The following is a 23,732-nucleotide window of genomic DNA, read 5'->3' as shown; positions in this document are numbered from 1 at the left end:
CGCTAAAATCAATGTGTTATATGCAAATGCCAATAACAAATGTAGTGTATTCAAACGCCTCATTCTTGAACTCGTTATCGATACATCCGCTGTCTGCGAGGCTGTCCCGATTACATAGCTAAAATAAATGAAATCTGATATAAGTGTTTAATACTTTATTTTCAGGAGATTCTTCCATATGGTTGATCATAATGTATTTATTGCATTTATGTTAACGATTGCCGCTAGTCTAGCTACAGTTATCGGCGGTATTATTGTTTGTTTTTTTAAGCAACCAAGTGCACGCTTATTATCATTTGGTTTAGCATTTGCCGCAGGTGCAATGGTTTACGTATCTTTAACTGAAATACTTAATAAATCTATTTCTTCTTTTTCGTCAGTATATCCAGAAAATATAGGATATAGCTTTGCAACATTTGCATTTTTAAGTGGTATGGTTTTAGTGTTAATTTTGGATCGATTGGTGCCGAATCCACATGATACTTTAGAAAAAAATACAGTATCTGAAATGAATCATCAGCAAATTATGAGAACAGGGTTACTGACCATGTTTGCAATTACAGCACATAATTTACCTGAAGGTTTAGCTACATTTTTTGCAACTCTTGATAGTCCCATTGTTGGCGCACCTTTAGCGATTGCAATTGCAATTCATAATATTCCAGAGGGAATTGCAATTGCTTTACCTGTATATATTGCAACTCGTAATAAATGGTATGCCGTTGGAGCAAGTTTTCTCTCTGGTTTAGCAGAACCTTTAGGTGCAGTGATAGGTTATTTCTTTTTAGCTCCTTATTTGAATGATGTAATTTACGGTATAGTCTTTGGATTAATTTCTGGTGTTATGGTTTATTTAGCTTTGGATGAGTTATTACCTACTGCGAAAAAGTATTCCAAAGGCCATGAAACTGTGTATGGCCTTGTTGTGGGTATGAGTGCTTTAGCAATTAGTTTAGTTGCATTTAAATTTGCTTAATACCTTATAAAAGTGGCTAAAATTAAGCCACTTTTTTTATAAGACAATAATAAAATCCATCTCCTACGTTTTGTATTGGTAGTAATTGACGTCCATAAGTTTGTTCGATACCCCAAGTTTTTGGTAATTTTTCTTCTTTAGCATTTTTGTTTTTTTCAAAGAAATTAACCATTTGATCTACATTCTCTGCTTTTAAAATTGAGCAGGTAATGTAAAGTAAGTACCCACCTATTTTAATTTGAGGCCATAAATTCTCTAATATTCTTTGTTGCAAATGAACTGTTTTTTCAATATCCGAAGGTTTTCTGAGTAGTTTAATGTCTGGATGTTTGCGTATTACGCCAGTAGCGGAACAAGGTGCATCTAAAATAATTAAATCTACATCTTGGTTGTTTTTCCAAGTCGTTGCATCATCACAAATAATTTTAAAATTTTGTTTGTCAAGTTGTAGTCGCTGTAAATTTTCTGTGACTCTAAGTAGTCTGGATTGGCTATCATCTACAGCAATGAGCTGTTGGGGTGTAAATCTCTCTAATATATGTGTAGTTTTACCACCAGGTGCTGCACATGCATCTATAACAATTTTATGATCAATGTTAGGTAGGATTTGTCCACATAATTGTGCATGTTCATCTTGAACTGAAAAAAAACCCTCCTTGAATCCTGGCAGGGATTGAATAGATACAGCACTCTTTAAGTAGATAGCTTGTTCTGAAAGTTCACCATAACTCGCATTGATTTGCTGTTCTTTTAATTGCTTAATATAGTCTGATCGAGTTATTTTACGTGGATTTATTCGCAAAGTAATCGAGCTACTGCATCTTAACTGCTGTGTTAAGTCATCTAAATATTCAGGCCAGTTATTTTTAAGTCGCTTGTATAGCCAACTTGGTAAGGCATGGGCTTGTTGAACAGCAGTAGTTAATTCATCTGGTGCACGAGTGTATTGTCTTAAAATAGCATTGACGAGCGCACTAAATTGACCAAGTTCTAGTTGTTTAATGGCATTGACTGTTTCAGAAATTGCTGCGTGTGCTGGAATGCGAGTATATATAAGCTGATATAGTCCTAAATATAGTGTTGCATGCAATGTGTTGTTATCTATGGGGGTCTTTATGAGTGGTAAGCAAGCGGATTTAAGCGCATACCACTGACGCAGTGTACCAAGCGCAAGTTCATGAAATAATGCTTTATCACGATCTGGAATTTGATTGAGATATTGGTCAAGTTGTGTTGATAATGATTCACCTTCTTGTATTTTAACCAATAAATCAATAATTTTTGCTCTTAAATTGAGAGTTTGATATTTATTGTAATTCATTATAACACCTGCCCAACGTGTAGTTTATTGGCTTGCATAATTTGTTGTGGAGTAAATGGTTTTGCATTTGGCCATTGTAAAGAGGTAATACAAATCACACTATTTTGACCACAGCAGATGTAAACACCATCTGTATTTATTTCTAAGATTTCCCCATGGCTTGCTAAATGTGCTGAAGTTGGAGTATCTGGGCTAATCTCAGCTGACCATACACGTAAGTTATATTGTTCTGTTTCAATAAATGCAATAGGCCACGCATTGAATGCTCTAATATTGGCACAGATTTGAGCTGCGCTGAGCTGCCAGTCAATTTTTGCTTCTGCTTTTACCAGTTTATGAGCATATGTTGCATCGGACTCTTTCTGTACTTGTCTATTTTGTAAATAATCGAATAAAGTTTGTTCTGTTTCAAGAACCTGACAAATAGCAGCTGCGCCTTGTAGTGCGAGTTTTTCGTAAAGTGAGGTTGATGTATCTTGTACTGTAATTGGACAAGATGTTTTGAGTAGCATATCGCCTGTATCTAGGCCGAGATCCATTTTCATAATGGTGATGCCTGTCTCGTTATCTTGCGCTGCTACGGCTCTTTGAATAGGAGCTGCACCTCTCCAACGTGGTAGTAATGAGCCATGAATATTTAAACAACCATACTTAGGCGCATCTAAAACTTCTTGTGGCAGAATGAGTCCATATGCAGCGACGACCATTACATCAATATCTAATTCCAATAACTCTTTTTGTGCAATAAGACCATCATTTGTACTCTTTTTGAAACTATTTGGTTGGTAAATAGTCAGATTATGTAATAATGCTAATTGTTTAACTTCTGAACAATGTACTTTTTGGCCTCTACCTGACTTGCGATCAGGTTGCGTATAAACTGCAATAATATTGTGAGATGTATTGTTGATAAGTGCTTTAAGTGCAATGGCTGCAAACTCAGGCGTTCCAGCAAATAAAATATTCAAAACGTCGGTCCGTATGATTTGGCTATCTCTAATTATAACATTATGAGATTTTACAATATAACTTTTAAAGCAAATCATGCTCGTTTGTATACAAAGATAATTTTATAAAAATATGTGCTATTTTTGACGCCCAAAATGAGTTTTACTTTACATTTAATAATATTTTTATATTTGTGTTTAATTAAATGATATTTATTATGTACAAGAGTGTGTTTTTTTATTAAGAATAAGTAGTTATACCATATTGCGTTGTAATTATGTTAATTAGATTACTGGTAGGGTTCAAAACATGAATAAAGTTTATAAAATAGTTTGGAATGCAACACTAAATAGTTGGGTTGTTGTATCAGAATTAGGTAAGTCTAAGAAAAAGTCAGCACGAACAGCACTTGTCGCTACATCTGTGGCTTTATTGACATTTTCATCTTCTATAAATGCAGAAGTTAATACAGGTGGTGGAACTGGAAGTGGGACAGCTATTTCAGGTACAACTGCAAACTGTGGTACACAGGCAAACAGTGGCTCAAATACAAATAATATAGCGATTGGTTGTGCCTCAACAACAGCAGGATCATCGCGTTCTGTGGCTATAGGAGATAATAGCTCTACTGCAAGCTCTGGTAATTCTCAGTCGGTTGCAATAGGTAGCGTTGCTGTAGCTAGAGGTGATCAGTCAGTTGCTCTTGGTAATAATGTCAATGCCAACGGTAACTCAAGTATAGCGATTGGTGGAGATGATATTGATAAAGTCAGATCTTCTTCAAATAGTGTTTATAAAACAATTACAGGTATAGATTTACCCTCAGGATATCCTGAAACAACTGCAACGGGAGGAGGAGCTGTTGTTGTTGGAGTTGCAGCTAAAGCTGTTGGTGTTTTTTCAAGCGCCTTTGGTATGGCTGCTAATGCAGTTGGTGATGCATCGGTTGCATTAGGTACAACAGCAAATGCTGGCGGCCAAGGGGCTTTAGCAATTGGTGCAGTGTCTAGTGCATCAAATAGTGGTTCAGTGGCTATAGGGATTAACTCTCTATCTTCTGGTGTAAATTCAACAGCTATTGGTTCAGGTAGTTCAAGTGGCGCTGGTGCCGAAGCTACAGGTGCAGGTGCAACAGCAATTGGTGCAAATACAAGTGCTGCTGCGAATGCAACAGCGCTTGGAATTAACTCCACAGCATCTCAAGCTGGAGGTGTTGCTATTGGTTCAGACTCTAACGCATCGACAGCGTCTGGTGTGGCGGGTTATGATCCAATTACAGGTACAGGCTCAACTACAAATACAGGTGTGTGGAAATCAACCAATGCAGCAGTTGCTGTTGGTAATGGATCAACTGTTACACGTCAAATTAATGGTTTGGCTGCAGGAACTGCAGATACAGATGCAGTTAATATCGCACAGTTGAAGTTGACAAAAACGTATACTGATAATGTTGCTAAAAGTACCGCAAGTGCTTTAGGCGGTGGATCTGCATTAAACACTTCTGATGGTACTGTTAGTGCACCTACCTATACAATTAGTAGAGTAGACGGTACAACAACAACTGCAAATAATGTTGGAACTGCATTATCAGCATTATCTACAGACATTATTAAGCCAATCACTTTTTCTGCCGATACAGGAACAAATGTTGCCCGTAAATTAGGTCAAACTATAAGTATCAAAGGTGGTGTGACCGACAGCAGTAAGCTAACCAGTAACAACATTGGTGTGGTGAGCAACGGTTCAGATGGTTTGACTGTTCAATTGGCCAAAGCGGTAGACTTGGGTAGTGATGGCAGTGTGAAAGCAGGCAATAGCACGCTGAATAATACCGGTTTAACCATTAGTGGTGGTCCAAGCGTCACCACAACAGGCATAAACGCAGCGAACATGAAAGTCACTAATGTTGCAGATGGAACGATCTCTGCGACATCTAAAGATGCGATTAATGGCAGTCAGTTAAATACGGTTGCAACGAATCTAACCAACAGTGGTTTTAATATTACAGCCAATGGTGCCAATTCAGACAACGTGAAGTTGGGTGAAACAGTTAACTTCACCAATACCGATGGTAACTTGGTGGCATCTAACAGCGACAATCAAGTAGTTTATAATTTAGCCAATAAAGTGACGGTGGGTTCAGGCACAGGATCTAAACCTGTAGTGATTGATGGGACGGCAGGGACCGTTACCGGTTTAACTAACACTACATGGAACGGTACAGCGACAACAGGTCGAGCAGCTACAGAAGATCAACTTAAAAGTGCTTCCGATAGCTTGAGTAGTACATTAACGAGTAAGGGCCTTAGTTTCGCAGCAGACAGTGGGAGTAATGTTGCACGTAAACTCGGTGATACGTTAAGTATTAAAGGTGGTGTGACCGACAGCAGTAAGCTAACCAGTAACAACATTGGTGTGGTCAGCAATGGCACAGATGGTTTGACCGTTCAATTGGCCAAAGCTGTGGACTTGGGCAGTGATGGCAGTGTGAAAGCAGGTAACAGCACGATCAACAATGATGGTTTAACCATTAGTGGTGGTCCAAGCGTCACCACAACAGGCATAAACGCAGCGAACATGAAAGTCACTAATGTTGCAGATGGAACGATCTCTGCAACATCTAAAGATGCGATTAATGGCAGTCAGTTAAATACGGTTGCAACGAATCTAACTAACAGTGGTTTTAATATTACAGCCAATGGTGCCAATTCAGACAACGTGAAGCTGGGTGAAACGGTTAACTTTACTAATACTGATGGTAATTTGGTGGCGTCGAACAGCGACAACCAAGTGGTTTATAATCTTGCAAAAAATATCAATCTTGATAGTGTCACAACAGGTAATACTGTATTAAACACCAATGGTCTGACAGTAAAAGATGCAGCAGGAAATACTGCAGTTTATGGTCCAGTTAGAACAACGATAACAGATACTAATGGTAATAAATCAATAAGTAATGCAACAGGAACAACTTTTTCTGATGGTTTAAGTGCAACACAGATTACTTTAGATGGTCTAACCATTAGTGGTGGTCCAAGCGTCACCACAACAGGTGTGAATGCCGCTGATATGAAAATCACTAATGTTGCAGATGGAACGATCTCTGCAACATCTAAAGATGCGATTAATGGCAGTCAGTTAAATACGGTTGCAACAAATCTAACCAACAGTGGTTTTAATATTACAGCCAATGGTGCCAATTCAGACAACGTGAAGTTGGGTGAAACAGTTAACTTCACCAATACCGATGGTAACTTGGTGGCGTCGAACAGCGACAATCAAGTAGTTTATAATTTGGCCAATAAAGTGACGGTGGGTTCAGGTACGGGATCTAAACCTGTAGTGATTGATGGGACGGCAGGGACCGTTACTGGTTTAACTAACACCAATTGGGATGGTACAGCGACAACAGGTAGAGCAGCCACAGAAGACCAACTCAAAACGGCCTCAGATAATGTTAGCAACAGTTTGACCAATGCAGGCTTAAGCTTTGCGGCAGACAGTGGCAATAATGTTGCACGTAAGTTGGGTGAGACGTTAAGTATTAAGGGTGGTGTGACAGATACAGGTAAACTCACTAATGGCAACATTGGTGTGGTGAGCAATGGCACAGACGGTTTGACAGTTCAATTGGCCAAAGCTGTGGACTTGGGCAGTGATGGCAGTGTGAAAGCAGGTAACAGCACGATCAACAATGATGGTTTAACCATTAGTGGTGGCCCAAGTGTGACGAAAGACGGGGTGAATGCAGCAGGTACAACCATCAGTAACGTAAAAGATGGTGTTAATGCCAGTGATGCAACGACCAAAGGTCAGTTAGATGCGGTGAGTAATAGTCTAACCAATGCCGGCTTAAACTTTGCAGCGAACAGTGGTGACACGGTCAGCAAGAAGTTAGGAGAAACGCTGACCATTAAAGGCACGGGAAGCAAAGCGGACAGCGAATACAGCACAGCGAACGTGAAGACCAGCACAGACAGTGCGGGTAACTTACTGGTAGGTATTGATAAAAATGCCAGCTTTGACAGCGTGACTGCGGGCAATACTGTGCTGAACAATGCAGGTGTGACCACAACAGATGCTGCTGGGAATGTGGCGAGTTTGACAGGTTCAGGCACAAGCATCACCTCAAAAGATGGGAATACCACAGCCAACTATGGCCTCGATGGCACAAATCTGAAAGACAGTGCAGGCAACACTACCAATACCACTGCGGCAGGTAACACGATCAAAGACAGTGCAGGCAACAGCACCAATACCACTGCAGCGGGTAACACTGTGACAGCCGTGGATAGCAACGGGAACACCACAGCCCAAACTAATTATGGTGCTAACGGCTTTAGTATTAAAGACGGCCCAAGTGTGACGAAAGACGGGGTGAATGCAGCAGGTACAACCATCAGTAACGTAAAAGATGGTGTTAATGCCAGTGATGCAACGACCAAAGGTCAGTTAGATGCGGTGAGTAATAGTCTAACCAATGCCGGCTTAAACTTTGCAGCGAACAGTGGTGACACGGTCAGCAAGAAGTTAGGAGAAACGCTGACCATTAAAGGCACGGGAAGCAAAGCGGACAGCGAATACAGCACAGCGAACGTGAAGACCAGCACAGACAGTGCGGGTAACTTACTGGTAGGTATTGATAAAAATGCCAGCTTTGACAGCGTGACTGCAGGCAATACATCTATTGGAAATACTGGATTAACCATTTTAAATGGGCCAAGTATTACGACTTCTGGAATTAATGCTGCAGGAACAAAAGTGACCAATGTTGCAGATGCAACAGATGCTCAAGATGCAGTAAATAAAAGTCAACTAGATGCAGTGATTAAAAATAATATTACCAATGTGACAGATGGTGCTGGTAATAGTGTGAATATTGCAGACCAAGTTGTAAATCATAGTGTCAATAATAGTAATACTGAGTCACTCTTTTTGACGTATGACAAAAATGGACAAGAAACAACTGATCGTTTATCGATTGCTCAGACTGTTCAGAAAATGAATACAGAAGGAGTAAAATACTCACATACCAATGGAGACAGTACAAAAGGCTCTCTTGGCTCTACAGATGACTCAAGTGCGGGTGGTGTAGCATCTACAGCGATGGGGGTGAATGCTATTGTGGCCGATGGTGCAAATAGTACGATTGCACTTGGGCACAATACTTTAGCCAACAGTACAGCTACTAATTCTGTTGTGATTGGTAATGGCTCTAACGTAAGTGGCGCATCATCTGTAGCGATTGGTGATGGCGCAACAGCATCAGGGACACAATCTATTAGTATTGGTACAGGAAATAATGTATCTGGTAACAACTCAGGTGCATTTGGTGACCCAAGTACAGTCAGTGGTAACGAAAGTTATGTACTGGGTAATAACAATACTGTATCCACAGATAATACCTTTGTTGTTGGTAATAATGTGACTAAAACTACAGCCGGCTCGGTGGTGCTAGGAACAGGTTCAGCTGCTCGTACTGCTGAAAAGGTTGCAGGTTTTGTACCAGCAAAAGCATCAACTGCTGATGCAAGTGCAATAGCAGCTACTACATCAACCACAGGTGCAGTTGCTGTGGGTGATGCAGAAAATAATATATACCGTCAAATTACAGGTGTTGCAGCAGGTACAGCCAATAGTGATGCAGTGAATGTAGCACAGCTTAAAACGGTAGATAATAAAGTCGATGCAGGTACAGCCTCTGTTGCCAATATTTTAGGTGCAGGTGCAACCGTTAATGGTGATGGTTCAATTAGTAATCCAACCTATAACGTGGGCGGGACAACATCAAATACACTTGCAGGTGCATTAGGTGCTTTAGATACTGCTGTACAAAATGCAGGTGGTTCAGCGGTTAAAGCGAAAACAAGTGTTTCTGCTGGGCAAAATGTAACGATAGATCCGACAACAAACAGTGATGGCAGCACGAATTATCAAGTCTCTACTGCAAAAGACTTGGTTGCAGATAGCCTAACGGCAGGGAATACAGTTGTGAATAACAGCGGTGTTCAAGTCGGCTCGAATGTGTCATTGACTTCAAATGGTTTAACTATTGTAAATGGCCCGAGTGTCACTACGAGTGGTATTAATGCCGCAGGTACACAAATTACAGGTGTAGCTGCAGGTACAGCTTCTACAGATGCAGTAAATAAAGGACAACTTGATACAGCAATCAGTGGTGTTGCAAGTAATGTAAGTAACTTAACCAGTAATGCAGTGCAGTATGATAAAAATGCAGATGGTTCAGTGAATAAAGACAAGATCACTTTAGGTGGTGGTAGCAATGGCACAACTATTACCAATGTTGCCAATGGTGCTGTAGCCACGGGTTCTAAAGATGCTGTCAATGGCGGCCAACTTGCAGGTGTATCTAATAGTGTGGCGAATGTTGTTGGTGGTAATGCAACAGTCAATGCTGATGGTACCGTCAGTACCAGTAATATTGGTGGTACAGGTAAAAACACCATTAACGATGCGATTGCAAGTGTAAACAGTGCAGCAACACAGGCTAAATCTACTGTTAGTTCTGGCAATAATGTTGTGGTGACCAGTAGTAAAAATACTGACGGCAGTACCAATTATCAAGTAGCAACAGCAGATAACCTAAATGTAAGCAGTGTAAAAACAGATCAATTAAATGTGGGTAGTGTATCTGTAGGCAACACAGGCATTAATGCAGGTAGCCAAAAAGTGACTAACGTTGCATCGGGTACAGTGGCTGCAAGTTCTACTGATGCAGTCAATGCAGGTCAGTTGTATACAGCGAATAGTAATCTTGCAAGTTACCTTGGTGGAGGCTCAACTGTAGACAGTAATGGTCAAGTCACTGCACCAAGCTATAGCGTTGCAGGCAGTGCTTACAATAATTTAGGTGATGCACTGACAGCAGTAGATAACCGTGTAGGTAATGTTGAAAATAATTTAAATCAAGCTTTCACATATACGAATAACCGTATAAACAAACTTGAAGATAAATTATCTGCAGGTATTGCAGCTTCAGCTGCGCTTGAACAAGCGCCATTTGTACCAGGTAAATGGACGTATGCAGCAGGTGCATCTTACTACAATAACCAAGGTGCAGTGGGTGCAACACTCAGACGCACTGCTGATAATGGTCGTTGGTCTATGACAGGTGGTGTGGCTGGTGGTAACACAGGCTCACCGTTGTTCCGTGTTGGTATTAGTGGTGTGATTGATTAATTTCAAACCCATATGTTCGAGGAAGATTCATGTAGTGTCTTCCTCTTCATTCAACATTTTGAGAGTGATATAAATGAAAATGACATCAAAAAAACAATGCGGTTTGATACTTGGGCTTAGCTGTATGCTTGCCACTATAAACACTTATGCAGATACTGCTGAGATTAGCTTTCCAGACATCAGCAAAAGCTACTTAAAACAAGTACAGCGTTATAGTTATACGACTGTTGCTAATTTAGATGTAGGTTTAACCAAAGATCAATATCGTCATATTTTAGGTAACCCTCAATTTAATGAAGGAATATTTTTTGTAAAAACATGGAATTATGTTTTAGATATACATAAACCAAATAGCGATGAATACAAACGTTGTCAGCTTAGAATTGATTTCGATAAACACAATATTGGCGAACGTTTATCATGGAAAGGTGAAGAGTGCCAAGGGTTAATGGATTGGGGCGTCAATAATACTGTTGTACCCGTACCGGTTATTGCTCCTGTGGTAAAAGCACCACAACAGGCGTATGTACTCTTTGCTTATGATAAATCAGATGTTCAATCTATAGAGCAAACATCACTGTCACTACAAGACATTGCTACAAAGATTAAACAGGCCTCTGCACAAGAGGTAAAAATAACAGGCTATACAGATCCAACGGGTAGCTACAGTTATAATCAGAAACTTTCTGAGCAACGTGCTTATACTGTTGCCAAACAACTGGTTAGCCTTGGTGTGAGTCAAAATGTGATTGATGTTACAGCAGCCAATAAAACTACGAGTTTTGAGCAATGTAAAGGCGAGCAAAGACAACATCAAAGTGTAAGTTGTAATGCACCTAACCGCCGAGTTGTGATTGACTGGAAATAAAATATTTATAAAAAGAGAAAGCGCTCAAATCATGAGCGCTTTTTTCATATAAAAAAGATTCATAGTACTGAAAAGAAATATTCATATAAGTTTTGCGTAGTATTGAGGCACTATATCTGTTTTTAGCTTTTAGAAAATCTAACTGTTCTATAGAATGGAACATAAGAGATTAAATCGAACATATGAGAATATCGGCACTTTATCCGAGATTACCGCAACTCATTGATGATTCGATTTTGAGAATACGCCTTTAAGTTTAACCGACTTAAAGTTGGTTTTAATGATGAAAGCTCACCCGACCTATACTTTAGGTATTGCTTCTTCCAATATGCGTGATTTTCAATATCGACCATGATAAGCCAATGCATACGATACAAGACACTGTAAACTGAGTGTAGTCAACATATTGTAAATGCATTGTGCATGACAGATATTTATTCTGATATACATTCACTTCACCGTATGATGGTGCAATAATTGACTATCTTTCATACTTATCGAAGTATTATTTAGCCAGAGATTGTGACCATCTCAAGCATACATTTGGAAAAAACACATGCCAGATTATCGTTCAAAAACATCGACACACGGAAGAAATATGGCCGGAGCACGTGGCTTATGGCGTGCAACAGGCATGAAAGACGACGATTTTGGTAAACCTATTATTGCCGTTGTTAACTCATTTACTCAATTTGTACCAGGTCATGTTCATTTAAAAGACTTAGGTCAATTGGTTGCTAGACAAATTGAAGCCTCTGGTGGTGTTGCAAAAGAATTTAACACCATTGCTGTGGATGATGGTATTGCAATGGGACACGACGGCATGCTGTATTCATTGCCATCACGTGATTTGATTGCAGACTCAGTTGAATATATGGTGAGTGCGCACTGTGCTGATGCCATGGTCTGTATTTCGAACTGCGACAAAATCACCCCAGGTATGCTCATGGCCGCGATGCGTCTGAATATTCCTGTGGTATTTGTATCTGGCGGACCAATGGAAGCGGGTAAAGTGAAATTCCGTGGCAATGAAAAAGCCATTGACCTTGTTGATGCGATGATTGTAGCCGCTGATGAAAGCTATACAGATGAAGAAGTCAAAGAGTTTGAACGCTCTGCATGTCCAACATGTGGTTCATGTTCAGGTATGTTTACTGCAAACTCGATGAACTGTTTAACCGAAGCATTAGGTTTGTCTTTACCGGGTAATGGCTCGATTGTCGCAACTCATGCCAATCGTGAAAAATTATTTTTACGTGCTGGTGAGTTGATTGTTGAGGTGGCAAAGCGCCACTACGAGCAAAATGACTACAGTGTGTTACCACGTTCGATTGCAACGAAGGCTGCTTTTGAAAATGCGATGACTCTTGATGTGTCGATGGGTGGGTCAACCAATACGGTATTACATTTATTGGCTGCAGCAAGCGAAGCAGGTGTCGACTTTACCATGGAAGACATTGACCGTATTTCTCGCCACGTGCCTGTATTGTGTAAAGTGGCCCCTGCAAAACAAGATGTACACATGGAAGACATACACCGTGCAGGCGGTATTATGGCGATTTTAGGTGAGCTTGCACGTGCCAACTTATTAGATACAAGTGTTAGTACGGTACATGAAAAAACACTCGCTGATGCCATTAATAAGTGGGATATTATTTCTACCGAAGATGCAGATATTTATGAATTTTATCGCTCATCACCCGGTGGTATACCTACTCAAACGGCTTTTTCACAAAACCGTTACTACCCAACACTTGATGGCAATCGTGAAACGGGTGTGATTCGTAATGCAGCCAATGCCTTCTCACAAGATGGTGGCCTTGCTGTGCTGTTTGGTAATATTGCCCTCGATGGCTGTATTGTAAAAACAGCAGGGGTTGATGATTCAATCTTGAAATTTACAGGGCAAGCTCGTGTATTTGAAAGCCAAGATGCAGCTGTAGATGCCATTTTAAACTTGCGTATTAAAGCAGGCGATATTGTGGTGATTCGCTACGAAGGCCCACGTGGTGGACCAGGTATGCAAGAAATGCTTTATCCGACCAGTTACTTAAAATCGAAAGGTTTGGGTAAAGAGTGTGCATTGATTACAGATGGTCGTTTTTCTGGTGGATCTTCTGGACTCTCGATTGGCCATATTTCCCCTGAAGCTGCTGAAGGTGGTGCAATTGGTCTGGTTGAAGATGGCGATATTATTGATATTGATATTCCAAACCGTACCATTAACGTGCGTGTTGATGATGAAACATTGGCTGCACGCCGTGTGATTCAAGAACAACACGGTTGGCACCCTAAAGAGGACCGCCCACGTAAAGTGTCTAAAGCCCTTAAAATTTATGCACAACATACGACAAGTGCAGCAAAAGGTGCGGTACGTATTTTATAAAGTATGATTGATTTGTGCCATGACGTTACAATGTTGACGTCATGGTACGTTAAAATATATGTATGATTCGATTTAGTAAAAAAACTAAATAAAAAATGATAATTTAGCGTGAAATCACGTAAAGCCCTGCTTATTTTTTGTTAAACTGATACAACATCAGTTGTTAACCATTTTTGCGCATAACAACACAATACCGTTTTCTCAATAGAGGCTTAAGTAATGTCTTTTTTCCGCCGATGGTTTGACCCCGTTAGATCAAGGCTATTTTATCAACAGCCCAAACGCCAAGATGTGCTACCGATAGAACAAGGATTAAGCATACACTTACGCCTAGACGACGTTTATAGTTACTTAATTGTACAGCAACTGACACAGCTCAATGAAATTTTAAGTGACCGTATTAAGCCATTAAAAATTATTATTTCGAGTCAGGTGGGTGAACCACCCAATGGCATGAGCCAAGAAAAATGGCAGAAATATGCATTAAATGATGCGAAGATTTTAGCCAAGCAACATGGCTTTGGTTATGATGATCAGCCTGAACTACCAAATATAACTGCATTACAGCAAGCAAAGACCATCTTAGAAAATACACCTTTACGTGATGATCATTTTTTATATTTGCTTGAAGATGTATTTCATATGTTATGGCAACAGCAGTCTGGTAAGTTACGGACACTGTATGCCATGGCAAGTAGACAGCACCAAGCACAGCAATTTCCAGAACGTATTTTTAATGATGAACCACTTTTAGTCAGCTATTTTGAATTTGGTGGTCGCCAATACAATGCGGTAGACAATTTATTACGCTTGACGCGCCGTTTAAAACAACAAAAACTGCTGACAGATAATCCTATTTTTCTGATTAACCATATTGAGTGGCGAGAGCATTTAATGGGTGATGCGGAAGATTTGGCCAATATACAAGCCATGCATCCTACACTCGATTTATATTTAGCATTAGAAGACCCGATTAGTTGGCTCTTACTGGCCTATATTAAAGAAGATTTGGCAGACTATTATAATATTCAATTAAAGATACACCCTTTAACTTATCATGGCCGTGACCAGTTTGATTGGGCTTTGGCAACACGGTTATCTAAGCGTGCTGAAGTTGCATTTACTCCTTTTTGTCGTCCTACAGAAAAATCTGTCATGAATATGGCAAAGCTTTACTATAGTGTTGCTGAAGAAGACCGTGTAGACGCTATGTATCGTATATTGAAATCGGTATGGGCCAGAGGAAAAGACTTATCTTATACGCCACATTTTCAGCGCATGAAGAAAAAGCTGGCGATTAAACACCTTACTGACTTAGACATTACACAACAATTAAAAGACAACGATACTGTATGTGCATCAAAAGATCAGCCAGAATTTCCTGTATTGGTACTTGCTGTAGATGGTCGAACCTATACGTTCAATAGTTTGTATCGGGTGTGGATGATTGAAAGCATTTTTAATAATATTCTAGAGCAAAAGTATAGAGCCACACCCCTGAAGTACTAAGGACTTTAGGGTGCAAACCTTATTTAAATTCGCCATGGCTTAAATTATCTACACTGTTACCACGAGCATCTTTCATTTGGGTATTGGCGCCATTTTTAATTAAATCATCTAAGATTTCTTTTCTTTGAAAAAGTGCTGCATACATGCTCGCAGTTTGTCCAGACAGATTTTGTTGGTTTGGAGAGCATGCCGTTTTCATAAGTATTCTAGCAATTTTTAATTCACCCTTAAAAATTGCACCCATGAGGGCGGTATTGCCAGAGTGATCTTGACTACAAGGATCTGCACCTGCGCCAATGAGTCGTTCTACCATGGCTTTGTGCCCATGATATGCTGCTAAGGTCAGTGCAGTATAGCCTTTACTGTCTTGAGTATTTAAGTCAAAACCTGCTTGAATGAACTCGTTTAGCATGGGTATATTACCAGTACGAGCTGCATCGAAATAGTACTGTCGTAATGTTTCTTGAGTGCTCATAGGGACTGCTTCTTGCGTAGATGCTATAGCATATTGCGGCACAGCCATGGCAATACTCAGTAATAATCCATAAAAATATTTCATACATCACCTACTGGTCTTAGAAAAAAATGATATGCCCAACAAAGGGCATATCACTGAATTGGCGACTGATAGAAAAATTAATCTTCTAACTGTGCAGCCATTGTTTTCACACGATTCACATCTGCTTTGGCAACTTTTGCTACGCCTGTACCGTATTCAGGGTCTGCTTTATATAAGAATGAAGCAATCTTATATTTCGCTTGTTCATCTGCACCTGCTAAAGCACCACCAAAGTTTTGGATCAGGTCTTTACGGTCTGCTGTAGAGAATGAGCGGTATAATTCGCCCGCTTGTTTGAAGTTTTGCTCTTTTTGAATTTTAACTTGCTGCGTTGTGCCTGAAAGTGGCGTGATACTGTAACGCGCATGTTGTGCTTGTGGGCGAGGCTCACGTGCACTTGGTTCATAGTTTACATCTGATGTCGTATGGTTAATATTCATTGAACCATCTTGGTTGCCATTATTCACTTTAACGACAGGTCGGTTGATTGGTAGGCTCAAACCATTGGTGCCAATGCGATACATTTGTGTATCTGCATATGAGAATAAACGCCCTTGGAGCAAACGGTCTTCAGATGGCTCAATACCTGGTACGATATTTGAAGGTGCCATAGCAACTTGTTCAGTTTCTTGGAAGAAGTTATCTACATTTTTATTCAGCACCATTTGACCAATTTTTTGCTCGGGAACATTTGGCCAAATTTTAGTAGCATCTAGTGGGTTAAAGTCAAATTTGTTGAGATCTTCAGGTGTAATCACTTGAATGTATAAATCCCACTTTGGAAATTCACCACGGTTAATGCTGTTCACCAAGTCGGTGGTCATGTGGCTAAAGTCTTGTCCTTGCACCACAGGCACTTCTTTTGGTGTGAGGTTTTTAATCCCTTGTAGGCTCTTCCAGTGGAATTTCACATAGTGGACTTGACCTTGTGCATTCACAAATTTGTAAGCGTGTACGCCGTTACCATCCATAAAACGGTAGCTTACAGGTGTACCGTTATTTGATAATAATTCAGTAAGTGTACGTGTTGCTTCAGGAATGTGTTGGAAAAAGTCAAATGTACGTGACATGTCACCAAGGTTGGTTTTTGGACTTGGTTTGAATGCATGTACCATGTCTGGGAATTTAATCGCATCACGAATGAAGAATGTTGGGAAGTTATTACCAACTAAGTCCCAGTTGCCTTCTTGTGTATAAAACTTGGTTGCAAAACCACGTGGATCACGTAACGTTTCTGGAGAGTGATTACCATGTACTACAGAAGAAAATCTAACAAATACAGGTGTTTGAGTTCCTGGTTTAAAGAGTTCTGCAATGGTTAAGTTGGAAATATCGACTGATGGTGTAAATACACCATGTGCACCTGTACCACGTGCGTGCACAACACGTTCAGGAATACGCTCACGATCAAAACGTTGTAACTTTTGAATGAGCTGCACATCTTGTAGTAATGTTGGCCCGTTTGGCCCCGCAGTTTGCGAGTTTTGATTGTCACCTACGGGTGCACCACTATCACGGGTAAGTACTTCAGCAGCCATAAGCTGTGATGAAAATAAGCTTGGCGTAATGATTATTGCGGCGGCAATGGCATTCTTCAAATACATGTTTTTCCTGACATATCTGCTGGGTAAGCTCATGATTCTAAGAGATTTTTAACAATCTTTAAACTAGATTAATTCGATACTTGTAATTGACTTAAACGATCGTTGAAATAATGCTATATTGTTGAACTATAAGTGTTGCATGATTGCATGTAATTTTATAATACAGGGGCGAGTTTTATGGTGAAATGACTTAATTATTTATACAGTAAATATGCCTAAAGACCGATTGATCTCGGTCTCGTATTTCATCATATACACAAATATAGTGAGTGTTTATACCATGATTGTGGCACTTTTTAGTGGTAATTAATTTCAATACTACTATGAACAATCGCATGATATTTTGAAATCAATGACTTCACATCTTTTGGTGTAATAGCATGGTTTTTTGTCTCTAAGGAGATAATACAGGCATATTTTTGTGCACCTACTTGCCAGATGTGTAAATCACTCATATTAAAATTGTGTTTTTGTAATTCTTCAATCACTTGAGTGGTTAAAGGAGAATCCATTTCTGCGTCTAGCAGTGTTTTTGAGGTTTGTTTTAATAGCCCCCATGCCCATTTTGCGACAACAACTGCACCAACAATTCCAAGTATTGCATCTAGAAAATCCCATCCTAAATATTTACCAGAAAAAAGCGCAATAATTGCAAAAACAGAGGTCGCAGCATCAGCAATGACGTGCAAAAAGGCTGCTTTTTGGTTTAAATCTTCGTGACCGTGACCGTGACCGTGACCGTGACCGTGACCGTGACCGTGACCGTGACCGTGACCGTGACCGTGACCGTGACCGTGACCGTGACCGTCGTGGTGTTGTTCTTTCAACAACCAAGCACAAATGAGGTTAACAATTAAACCAATAACAGCCACCATGATTGCATCATTATATTCAATAGCAACAGGGTTAAATAAACGTTCTATAGAACTAAATGCCATAATGACGGCAACAATCATTAAAATAATTGCACTACTATACGCTGCTAAAATTTCAATTTTCCAAGAGCCAAAACAGAATCGTGGGTCTTTGGCGTAATGTTTTGCGGCACGGTAAGCAAAATAAGCCAATCCAAGCGCAACCATATGAGAACTCATATGCCAGCCATCTGCCAATAGAGCCATTGAATTAAATAAAATACCCGTCATAATTTCAATGACCATCATGATTGCTGTAAAGACTGTAGCAATTAATATTTTTTTCTGAGCAAGTGGGTTACCGTGATCAAATACATGCTCATGCTGAGATAACCACAATGTGGTTGATGAAGGTTTTTTCATTGTTTAAACTATACCAATATATTATACCCCCTATGGTATATATTTTTTTAAAAGGTGTCTACTGTATGAGCCATTTACATAATGACCGAAAAATTATTAACCGTATTAATCGCTTGCAAGGTCAAGTCAGTGCAGTGCATAAAACGGTACTTGATCAGGATAAAGTGTGTCTTGATGTAATACAGCAAGTTGCTGCAGTGAAAGGTGCGGTGAATGGTTTAATGAATGAGCTTATAGAAGCCCACTTACGTAATCATGTGCTTCAGCCCGACACCTATGATGCAAATGAAGTGGAAGAATTTTTTAAACTGCTAAAAAAATATCGGGAATAACAAGATTCCCGATATTTTTACATATACGACCTAAACACACATTAACCCGTATTGCGTAAGCCTGCTGCAATACCTGTAATGCTTACCATGAGTGCATGGTCTACAGGGCTATGTTCTGCTTGGTGATGGTTTAAGTAGTCTCTACGGCGACGCATAAGCTCAGCTTGTAACAAGTGCAGTGGCATGAGGTAGGTTTTACGCACACGCATGGCCTGATCTAATACTTCATTTTGGCTGAGTAATTCAGACTCACCAATTAAACGTAATAACGTGTCAATTGCATCTTGCAAGCGTTGGCGAAGTTCTTGCCCGAGCGTATGTAGATTTGGGTTATCTGTTAAACGCATTTCGTAGTACTGTGCCACTTCTGCATCTGATTTAGACAACACCATTTCGAGCATATCAATGAGCGTTTTAAAGTACGGCCATTGTTGTAACATTTCATCAAGCTGTGCTTTTTTGTTTTCATCAAGCACTTCATCTAATGCAGCACCTGTACCTAACCATGCAGGAAGCATTAAACGAATTTGTGTCCATGCAAACACCCAAGGAATCGCACGGAGTGATTCAATACCACCGCTCACTTTACGTTTTGCAGGGCGTGAACCCAGCGGGAGCATTTGCAGTTCAAGCTCTGGTGTGACTGTGCGTAAATACTCTACAAAGTATGGATTTTCTCGGACTGTTTGGCGGTATAGCTTGACTGATGTTTCAGTCATTTGATCCATTAAATCACGCCATTCTTGTTTGGGCACAGGTGGTGGAAGTAGCGTCGCTTCAAGTGTTGCTGCCGTGTAAATTTCTAAATTTTGCAAAGCAATATCTTCTACACCAAACTTAAAGCGAATCATTTCTCCTTGTTCAGTGACTCGGATTGCACCAGAAATAGACCCTGGTGGTTGTGAGTACAATGCTTGCTGTGTTGGCGCACCGCCACGACTGATTGAACCACCACGACCATGAAATAGTGTTAAGCGAACATCGTGTGCTTTAGCCACATCGGTCAGCTCTTCTTGTGCGCGGTATTGTGCCCAGTTTGCAGACATAAACCCTGCATCTTTAGCCGAGTCAGAATAGCCAATCATGACTTCATGTTTACCGTGAATATGCTGTTTATACCACTGCATATTAAAGAGGGCATCCATGGTTTCGGCAGCACCGTCTAAATCTTTGAGTGTTTCAAATAACGGTACAACACGTAAAGGATCTTCAATGCCTGATTCTTTTTGTAAAAGTAGTACAGCCAGTACATCACTTGGGTATTCAGCCATTGAAATAATATAGGCACCCAAGGAATCTTTTGGCTGTTCTGCCAAAGTACGCATGGTGGCAAATACTTCTTTGACATCTGGGTGATTAATTAAATCATTTTCAGAAGCTTGAATGATTTTTGGTAATAATGGACGTTTACTTTGTAGTTCATTGAGTAAAAAGTTTTGTCGAGCCTGCTCTGACCATGTATCAAAATGACCAAGACCTAAATATTCGGTAATGGCTGAAATGGCTTGACGGTGGCGTCCTGACTCTTGGCGAATATCAAGTCTGAGCAGTTCAATACCGAAGCAATGCACTCGATGAATAAAGTCGAGCAAATTGCCATTGGCAATTTCAGCCAAGTTGCACTCATGAAGTGAGCGATAGCAGAGCATGAGTGGGTCAAGTAATGCACTTTTATGATGAATTAAACGGGCATCGTCATCGGCTGTTTTTTTGCCTTGCATTTTATCTGCAAGCCATTGTCTTGTGACCAATAGACGTTCACGTGTCGCACGTAAATATTCACGGTAAGGTTCTGCATGTTCATTGCCTAAAGCACTGCGTAATTCAGGCGTACATTCTTGAATAGAGAGTTCCCAACGTAAGCTTTCTAAATCACGTAAATACAGGTCTGTGGCTTGCCAACGTGAAAACCAGAGGACTTGTTGGGTCACTTTATGGGTTACATTTGGATTGCCATCGCGGTCACCGCCCATCCAAGATGCAAATCGAATAGGCGTTGCATCCATGGGTAAGCGTTGGCCACATTTTTCTTCAACAAGATCACCGAGTTCACGAATGAAGCGAGGTACTGCTTTCCATAGCGTTTGCTCAATGACTGCAAAACCCCATTTTGCCTCATCTAAAGGCGTTGGTTTTTGTTGGCGAATTTCATCGGTATGCCATGCTGAACAAATTAGATGCTTCAAGTTTTCAATGGTTTTAGTACGCTGGCTAGGTGTTAATTTTTTTTGGTCAAGTGTTTCTAAACAACGGTTAATATTGTCATATTTTTGAATAAGCGTACGGCGGCTGACTTCAGTCGGGTGAGCGGTGAGTACCAGCTCTATATTTAGATCACATACTTGTTGAAACAGTTGTTCTTGGCTAATGTCATGCTGTTTCAACTTATCAAACAAAGGCTGTAGCGGGTTGGCATGATTGGTTTCAATTTCTGCTTCACGACGACTGCGAACCACATGATACTGTTCAGCAATATTGGCAAAATTTAAAAAGTGCGTAAATGCACGCGTAATAGGCAGAAATGCATCGTCATCTAGATTTAAAAACAGGGCTTCAAGTTGTTTTTCAGCTTCGACTTGCCCATCGCTTGCATCCTTGGCAAGGGCTCGAATTTGTTCAACTTGATTAAATAAATCTTCTCCGACATGTTTTTTGATGGTTTCCCCAAGTAAGTTACCCAGAAGGCGTACATCTTCACGAAGTGGAGTATCAACATTTTGTGCCATAACACATTCCTTTATTGGAGTTTGATTTTTTATTGACTAGAACGTCTGCTTCAATCCTTGAATTTACCATAGCAAATTTGGTGATAAAAACCTTTAGCTATTGGTCTAGCATAGACGATCGATAGGGGCTTTTCCCCTTTCAATTTAGCATAGCTTAAATCCTCTTGAATAGGCGATATAATTATTTACATTTTGTAGGTCTACATATGAATTTTTATGACATTTTTTGTGATTTTTAGATGATAAATTAATAAAACTGTCCTATAGTAAACGGTAATCGATTGTGTTTAAAAAGAAAGAAGCTCGCGAATCGGCTAAACAAAAATCAAGCGTGAAAAATAAGGTTTAAAAGACATGGGGCAAAAAACGATTCAACAACAACGCCGTTTAATGACTTTGGCGTATGCATGTATGTTTCTTGCTTTATTTACTGTAATTACAGCAGTATTGGCATATATTTTCGCATCTAAAGTTGCAGACAACAGCGCAGAAGTGTGGATCCAAACGCAAGCACTGTGGGTAATGCGTAGTATTACTTTATTTATTGTGGTCGCAATCTTTGGGGCACTGTGGTTTAGCCCATTGTATTTTTATACATGGGATGCATATCAATGGGTGACTGGTGTAAGCATTGTCGGTGTTATTTTTTGTTTTATTGCGTGGATGTTGCTACTCAATGCCTTTTGTAAAGGTTTTTTTAAATACTTAAAACATAAAGCTGTTTTTTAGAAATTTATTTTTTTATCTCATTTTGCCCTTTAAAAATATCAAGATGCCCCAAACATACAAAGCAACTTTTGTATTTATTTTGAATTCCGTAAGGAGCGTCGCCGATTATGGCTAAGCGTGATTATTATGAAGTTTTAGCTGTGGCTAAAACTGCAAGTGATGATGAAATTAAAAAAGCCTACCGCAAGTTGGCGATGAAGTATCATCCAGACCGTAACCCAGACAACCCAGAAGCTGAAGATAAATTTAAAGAAGCGACTGAAGCATACGAAGTGCTGTCTAATACTGAAAAGCGTAGCATGTATGACCGTATGGGACACAATGCGTTTGAAGGTGGTGGCGCAGGTGGCGGCGGTTTTGGTGGCTTCGGCGGTGGTGGTTTTAGCGCAGAGGATATTTTTAGCCAATTTGGCGATATCTTTGGCGGCGGACGCCGTCAACAACAGCGTCAACGTACAGGATCAGATTTGCGTTATGTACTCGAACTGTCTTTAGAAGAAGCAGTGAAAGGCATTAAAAAGACGATTACGTTCACTGCGCCTGCACCATGCGGTGCGTGTGATGGTAAAGGGTCTGAAAATCCAAATGACGTTCAAACCTGTCCGACTTGCCATGGTGCGGGTCAAGTACGTATACAGCAAGGATTTTTTGCAGTACAGCAAACGTGTAGTACCTGTCATGGTTTGGGTAAAATCATTAAAAATCCATGTAAAACCTGTCATGGTGCTGGTGTGAAAGACCGCCAACAAACGCTTGAAGTGACGATTCCTGCAGGCGTAGACAATGGTGACCGTGTACGTTTAACAGGTAAAGGCGAAGCGATTCGTGACGGTCAAGCAGGTGATTTGTACGTTGAAGTGGCTGTGCGTGAGCACAATGTATTTCAACGTGATGGCGCTGACTTATACATGGATGTACCTGTGAATGTTGTGGATGCAGCACTGGGTAAAGAGATTGAAATACCGACACTTGACGGTCGTTTGAGTCTTAAAATTCCAGAAGGTACGCAAAGTGGTAAAGTGTTCCGTTTACGTGGAAAAGGTGTTCGACCTGTCCGTGCAAGTATGGTCGGTGACTTACTTTGCCGTATTGTGGTTGAAACCCCAGTGAATCTCACAAGCCGTCAGCGTGAGCTATTTAAAGAGCTACAAGCGACAATGGAAAGTAGTAGTTCAGATAAACACGAAGGCGAAAAGAAAAAATCATTTATTGATCGTTTATTTGACTAAAATGATTGAATAAAAAAAACCTGTCTAAAATGGCAGGTTTTTTTTGTGATCAGAACATACAAGGCATG

14 protein-coding genes and 1 pseudogene are annotated in these 23,732 nt (G+C 40.2%); 8 read left to right on the top strand and 7 right to left on the bottom strand.

Annotated features, from left to right (window positions below; genetic code table 11):
- Positions 1–135: pseudogene (locus tag BLS38_RS02155) on the bottom strand (DUF1345 domain-containing protein); the annotation flags it as partial.
- A 43-nt stretch (positions 136–178) separates the two neighbouring features.
- Here BLS38_RS02155 and zupT point away from each other — a divergent pair.
- Positions 179–976, top strand: a complete 798-nt coding sequence (zupT, locus tag BLS38_RS02150; RefSeq protein WP_092746678.1) for a zinc transporter ZupT — start codon at positions 179–181, stop codon at positions 974–976.
- 22 nt (positions 977–998) lie between these two features.
- On the opposite strand, the gene rsmB is transcribed toward zupT, so the two are convergent.
- Together rsmB and fmt are read right to left on the bottom strand one after the other, a co-directional pair.
- Positions 999–2,297 (bottom strand): 16S rRNA (cytosine(967)-C(5))-methyltransferase RsmB, encoded by a 1,299-nt coding sequence (gene rsmB, locus BLS38_RS02145; protein ID WP_092746677.1) that lies wholly within the window; start codon positions 2,295–2,297, stop codon positions 999–1,001.
- Positions 2,297–3,265, bottom strand: a complete 969-nt coding sequence (fmt, locus tag BLS38_RS02140; RefSeq protein WP_092746676.1) for a methionyl-tRNA formyltransferase — start codon at positions 3,263–3,265, stop codon at positions 2,297–2,299. Before fmt ends, rsmB begins: the two co-directional genes overlap by 1 nt.
- Positions 3,266–3,554: 289 nt before the next feature.
- On the opposite strand from fmt, the gene BLS38_RS02135 reads away from it, so the two are divergent.
- The 4 genes from BLS38_RS02135 (at position 3,555) to BLS38_RS02120 (ending at position 15,208) form a co-directional block, all read left to right on the top strand.
- Complete coding sequence (locus tag BLS38_RS02135; RefSeq protein ID WP_092746675.1) at positions 3,555–10,445, top strand: ESPR-type extended signal peptide-containing protein; 6,891 nt, start codon at positions 3,555–3,557, stop codon at positions 10,443–10,445.
- A gap of 73 nt (positions 10,446–10,518) precedes the next feature.
- Positions 10,519–11,313 (top strand): trimeric autotransporter adhesin/peptidogylcan-associated protein TpgA, encoded by a 795-nt coding sequence (gene tpgA / locus BLS38_RS02130; protein WP_092746674.1) that lies wholly within the window; start codon positions 10,519–10,521, stop codon positions 11,311–11,313.
- A gap of 556 nt (positions 11,314–11,869) precedes the next feature.
- Complete coding sequence (gene ilvD / locus BLS38_RS02125) at positions 11,870–13,699, top strand: dihydroxy-acid dehydratase (protein ID WP_092746673.1); 1,830 nt, start codon at positions 11,870–11,872, stop codon at positions 13,697–13,699.
- 219 nt (positions 13,700–13,918) lie between these two features.
- Entirely contained in the window at positions 13,919–15,208 is a 1,290-nt protein-coding gene (locus BLS38_RS02120) for a hypothetical protein (protein WP_092746672.1), read from the top strand.
- Positions 15,209–15,227: 19 nt separating this feature from the next.
- Here BLS38_RS02120 and BLS38_RS02115 read toward each other — a convergent pair whose 3' ends face one another.
- The 3 genes from BLS38_RS02115 to dmeF all read right to left on the bottom strand — a co-directional run bounded on the left by BLS38_RS02115 (position 15,228) and on the right by dmeF (position 18,648).
- Positions 15,228–15,767 (bottom strand): ankyrin repeat domain-containing protein, encoded by a 540-nt coding sequence (locus tag BLS38_RS02115; RefSeq protein ID WP_092746671.1) that lies wholly within the window; start codon positions 15,765–15,767, stop codon positions 15,228–15,230.
- A 77-nt stretch (positions 15,768–15,844) separates the two neighbouring features.
- Positions 15,845–17,305, bottom strand: coding sequence for a catalase (locus tag BLS38_RS02110; RefSeq protein WP_244518132.1), 1,461 nt, complete (start codon positions 17,303–17,305; stop codon positions 15,845–15,847).
- A gap of 362 nt (positions 17,306–17,667) precedes the next feature.
- Entirely contained in the window at positions 17,668–18,648 is a 981-nt protein-coding gene (dmeF, locus tag BLS38_RS02105) for a CDF family Co(II)/Ni(II) efflux transporter DmeF (RefSeq protein ID WP_092746669.1), read from the bottom strand.
- Between the two features lie 65 nt (positions 18,649–18,713).
- Here dmeF and BLS38_RS02100 point away from each other — a divergent pair, with 65 nt between their 5' ends.
- Entirely contained in the window at positions 18,714–18,980 is a 267-nt protein-coding gene (locus BLS38_RS02100; RefSeq protein ID WP_092746706.1) for a metal/formaldehyde-sensitive transcriptional repressor, read from the top strand.
- Between the two features lie 41 nt (positions 18,981–19,021).
- On the opposite strand, the gene ppc is transcribed toward BLS38_RS02100, so the two are convergent.
- Positions 19,022–21,706, bottom strand: a complete 2,685-nt coding sequence (ppc, locus tag BLS38_RS02095; protein WP_092746668.1) for a phosphoenolpyruvate carboxylase — start codon at positions 21,704–21,706, stop codon at positions 19,022–19,024.
- Positions 21,707–22,060: 354 nt separating this feature from the next.
- On the opposite strand from ppc, the gene BLS38_RS02090 reads away from it, so the two are divergent.
- Together BLS38_RS02090 and dnaJ are read left to right on the top strand one after the other, a co-directional pair.
- The gene (locus tag BLS38_RS02090; RefSeq protein ID WP_092746667.1) at positions 22,061–22,435 is read left to right on the top strand and encodes a hypothetical protein; all 375 of its coding nucleotides are present in this window, start codon (positions 22,061–22,063) and stop codon (positions 22,433–22,435) included.
- A gap of 107 nt (positions 22,436–22,542) precedes the next feature.
- Positions 22,543–23,664, top strand: coding sequence for a molecular chaperone DnaJ (dnaJ, locus tag BLS38_RS02085; protein WP_092746666.1), 1,122 nt, complete (start codon positions 22,543–22,545; stop codon positions 23,662–23,664).
- Positions 23,665–23,732: the final 68 nt, after the last annotated feature.

The sequence above is a fragment of the Acinetobacter boissieri genome (genome assembly GCF_900096955.1).
Taxonomy (GTDB): Bacteria; Pseudomonadota; Gammaproteobacteria; order Pseudomonadales; family Moraxellaceae; genus Acinetobacter; species Acinetobacter boissieri.
This window is presented reverse-complemented; position numbering and strand designations above follow the sequence as displayed.